The following is a 4,029-nucleotide window of genomic DNA, read 5'->3' as shown; positions in this document are numbered from 1 at the left end:
ACGATGTTGCTGCGCACCGCCGCCGGGTCCACGCACCCCGGCCGCGCGGCGGCGCACGCCGCGGCGAGCTCGCGGGCGCGCCGGTGGTCCTCGGCCAGGCGGTCGACGTGGTGGTCGAGGGCGTGCAGCCCCGCGGCCGCGAGCACCCCCGTCTGGCGCATGCCGCCCCCGAGCCGCTTGCGCAGCACCCGCGCCCGCTCGACGCGCTCGGCGCTGCCGACGAGCACCGAGCCGACGGGCGCCCCCAGCCCCTTGGACAGGCAGACGGAGACCGTGTCGGCGCAGGCGCCGTGGGCGGCGAGCCCGGCGAGGCCCGTGCCCTCCGCCACGACGGCGTTCCACAGCCGCGCGCCGTCGAGGTGCACCGCCACGCCGGCCGCCCGGGTGCGCTCGCGCAGGTCCTGCAGGACCGGCAGCGGGGTGATCGTGCCGCCGCCGAAGTTGTGCGTGTTCTCGACGGCGACCGCCGCCGTCGAGACGAGGTAGGGGCCGGCGTCCGGCGTCATGAGCGCCTCGACGACGTCGGGGTCGACGAGCCCGACCGGCGCCCCGGGCCGCGACGCCGAGGGCCACGTGCGCGTCGTGACGCCGCCGAGCGCCCCGTGCGCGCCCATCTCGGCGCGCACGACGTGCGCGAGGCTGTCGCACAGCAGCTCCTGACCGGGCTCCACGAGCAGGCGCACGCCGAGGACGTTGGCCATCGACCCGCTCGGGGTGAGCAGCCCGGCCTCGTGGCCGAGGAGCTCGGCCACCCGCTGCTCCAGCGCGGTGGTGGTCGGGTCCTCGCCGTAGACGTCGTCCCCGACGGGCGCCTCGGCCATCGCCCGCCGCATGGCGGCCGTCGGCCGCGTGACCGTGTCGGAGCGCAGGTCGACCGGCGCCCCGGCGCCGGGCGCCGTGCCGGACGTCGACGGGGCGGGCGCGGTGACCGCCACGCTCATCGGCCCCGCAGCATGTCGGCGGCCAGGAACGCCAGCTCGAGCGACTGCTGGTGGTTCAGCCGCGGGTCGCACAGCGTCTCGTAGCGCGTCGCGAGCGCCGCGTCGTCGATGTCCTCGACCCCGCCGAGCACCTCCGTGACGTCGTCGCCCGTCAGCTCGATGTGCAGGCCGCCGGGCACGGTGCCCGCCTCCCGGTGCGCCTCGAAGAAGCCGCGCACCTCGTCGACGACCTCGTCGAAGCGCCGGGTCTTCACGCCCGACGCGGTCGTGAAGGTGTTGCCGTGCATGGGGTCGCAGATCCACAGCGGCGTCCGTCCGGCGTCCGCCACCGCCCGCAGCAGCGGCGGGAGGGCCTCGCGGATGCGCCCGGCGCCCATGCGGGTGACGAAGGTGAGGCGGCCGGGCTCGTGGTCCGGGTCGAGCTTGTCGGCCAGGGCGAGCGCGTCCTCCGGCGTCGTCGTCGGCCCGAGCTTCACGCCGACGGGGTTGCGCACCCGCGACAGCAGGTCGACGTGGGCCCCGTCGACCTGGCGCGTGCGCTCCCCGATCCACAGGAAGTGCGCCGACACGTCGTAGGGCAGTTGCGTGCGCGAGTCGATCCGCGTGAGCGCCCGCTCGTAGTCCAGGAGCAGCGCCTCGTGGCTGGAGAACATCTCGGTCGAGCGGAGCGCGTCGAAGTCCGCGCCGCACGCCGCCATGAAGGCCATGGCGCGGTCGATCTCGCCGGCCAGGTCGGCGTACGCCGACGTGGCGCTGTTGCCGACGAAGCCCCGGTTCCACTCGTGCACCTGCCGCAGGTCGGCGAAGCCGCCCGAGGTGAAGGCCCGGATGAGGTTCAGCGTGCTCGCGGCCGTGTGGTAGGCCTTGACGAGCCGCTGCGGGTCGGGCGTGCGCGCCTCCTCGGTGAACGCGAAGCCGTTGACCGCGTCCCCCCGGTAGGCCGGCAGCGTGACGCCGTCGCGGGTCTCGCTGTCGCTGCTGCGCGGCTTGGCGAACTGCCCCGCCATCCGGCCCATCTTCACCACCGGCAGGCTCGCGCCGTAGGTGAGCACGACGGCCATCTGCAGGACCGTCTTGACGCGGCGGCGGATGGCGTCGGCCGTCGCGTCCGCGAAGGTCTCGGCGCAGTCGCCGCCCTGGAGGAGGAACGCCCGCCCCTGCGCCGCCTCCGCCAGCCGGCCGCGCAGGCGGTCGACCTCGCCCGCGAAGACGAGCGGCGGCAGCGCGGACAGCTCGGCCACCGCGCTCTCGAGGGCCCCCGCGTCCGGCCACGCCGGCTGCTGGACCCGCGGCAGGTCGCGGTGGGCGTCGAGGCCCCCCGCCGAGCGCGGGGCCGGGCCGGGGACGTCGTCCCCGGCGCCGCCGGGGACCTCGAGGCGGGTGGCGGGTGCGGTGCTCACGGCCGTCAGGGTAGGCGCCCCGTCCGACAGCCCGTCCGCGGCGTCCGGTGCGCGGTCAGGGGGCGACGCGGCCGTTGCGCTCGAAGGCGGCGTGGGTGAGGGGCATGAGGCCCTTCCACACGTCCTCCATCGCCTCGGCGCACATCTCGATCTCGCGCTGGGGGAAGGAGGGGAACGTCGAGCCCTCCCGCTGCGTGCGCAGGCTGAGGAAGTTCATGAGGGCGCGCGCGTTCATCGTCACGTACATCGACGAGTACGTCGTGACCGGCAGGACGACGCGGGCCACCTCGCGGGCGACGCCGGCGTCGAGCATGGCCCGGTAGGCCTCGTAGGCGCGGGTGCTCGCGGCGCGGACCTCGGCGTCGACGAGCGCGTGCTGGTCGGGCGTGCCCGCGGTGAAGCGGTAGGCGCCCGGCTTGCCCTCCTGCACGAGCCGGCGCTCGGGGCCGGGCACGTAGAAGACGGGCCTCAGCTCGCGGTAGCGGCCGCTCTCCTCGTTGTAGGAGGCGATGCGGTGCCGCATGAACTCGCGGAAGACGAAGATCGGCGCCTGCACGTAGAAGGTCATCGAGGTGTGCTCGAAGGGGCTGCCGTGCCGGTCCCGCATGAGGTAGTTGACGAGCCCCGCGGAGCGCTGCTGCGCCTGCTCGTCCGCGCCGACGTCGTCGCGGCTCGCCTCGCCCTTCGTCGAGACCCGCGCCGCGAAGAGGACGTCGGCGTCGCTCGCGCTCGAGCGCACGAGCTCGACGACGACGTCGCTGCGGAAGACGGGCTCGGGCACCGCGTCCCCGCCCGCGCCGCTGCCCCCGTCCGCGGGGGCCGACGACGTCGCGGGCGGGGCGCCCTGCACCTGCTCCTGGCGGGCGACCTCCTGCTCGGGCCGCTCGCTCACCGCTCCTCCCCCGCGGCGAGGACGCGGACGCCGTCGTCGTCCACCACGAGGCGCACGTGCCCGAGGTCGGGGACGACGACGTCGGCGTCGAGGGCGTCTGCGGGCGTCGTCGTCGTCACGGCGAGCGTGGCGCACCCCGCCGCGCGGGCCGCGGCGAGCCCCGCGGGGGCGTCCTCGACGACGAGGCACCGGGCGGGGTCGACGCCGAGGCGCTCGGCGGCGAGGAGGAACGGCTCGGGGTCGGGCTTGCCGCGCTCGACGTCGTCGGCCGTCACGACCACCTCGGGCACGGCGAGAGCCGCCTCGGCGATGCGCGCCAGGGCGAGCGGGCGCGTGCACGACGTGGCGAGCGCGGCGCGCCCGGGGGGCAGGAGGCCGAGCGCCTCCGCGGCGCCGGGCAGCGGGAGGATGCCGGCGGTGTCCTCGACCTCGAGCCGGTCGATGAGGGCGACGCCCTCGGCGACGCGCTCGGGCGGCACCAGCGCGGCGACGATGGCGCGGGCGGGGACGCCGTGCCAGCCGAGGAGGCGCTCCGGGTCCACCCCCATCTCCCCGGCCCAGCGCGTCCAGCAGCGCTCCACCGACGGCGTGGAGTCGATGAGCGTTCCGTCCATGTCGAAGAGGACGGCCGCGAACGGGGCGCGGTCCGGGTGCAGCACCGCGCCGGGCGCCGCCGCGCCCCGGGTGCCCACCGACGGCGCCCCGGGGCCGGTCTCGGCGCGGGGTGGGCTGCTCGGGGTCGGGCTGGTCGGGGTGGCGCTGGGCATGGGCGGCACCCTACGGGCGGGCGGCCCGG

The 4,029-nt window shown here is 76.7% G+C and carries 4 protein-coding genes; all 4 read right to left on the bottom strand.

Features of this window, described 5'->3' with window-relative positions; translation table 11 throughout:
• On the bottom strand, positions 1-833 hold an 833-nt coding region (locus tag HLB09_RS14040), incomplete at its 3' end, for a threonine aldolase family protein (RefSeq protein ID WP_409373011.1).
• A gap of 104 nt (positions 834-937) precedes the next feature.
• Positions 938-2,236, bottom strand: coding sequence for a class II 3-deoxy-7-phosphoheptulonate synthase (locus HLB09_RS14035; protein WP_246235461.1), 1,299 nt, complete (start codon positions 2,234-2,236; stop codon positions 938-940).
• 160 nt (positions 2,237-2,396) lie between these two features.
• Positions 2,397-3,122, bottom strand: coding sequence for an FAD-dependent thymidylate synthase (thyX, locus tag HLB09_RS14030; RefSeq protein WP_171203966.1), 726 nt, complete (start codon positions 3,120-3,122; stop codon positions 2,397-2,399).
• Between the two features lie 107 nt (positions 3,123-3,229).
• The gene (locus HLB09_RS14025) at positions 3,230-4,000 is read right to left on the bottom strand and encodes an HAD-IA family hydrolase (RefSeq protein WP_212771101.1); all 771 of its coding nucleotides are present in this window, start codon (positions 3,998-4,000) and stop codon (positions 3,230-3,232) included.
• Positions 4,001-4,029 lie beyond the last annotated feature (29 nt).

Origin of the sequence: Pseudokineococcus marinus (assembly GCF_013004605.1) — a bacterium.
Lineage (GTDB): Bacteria > Actinomycetota > Actinomycetes > Actinomycetales > Quadrisphaeraceae > Pseudokineococcus > Pseudokineococcus marinus.
The sequence above is the reverse complement of the archived record's forward strand: the minus strand, read 5'-3'. Positions and strand labels throughout refer to the sequence as shown.

What these genes read in the sequence shown, in the direction of transcription:
- HLB09_RS14025 (WP_212771101.1), bottom strand. Translation starts at nt 4,000, where the DNA reads ATGCCCAGCGCCACCCCGACCAGCCCGACCCCGAGCAGCCCACCCCGC.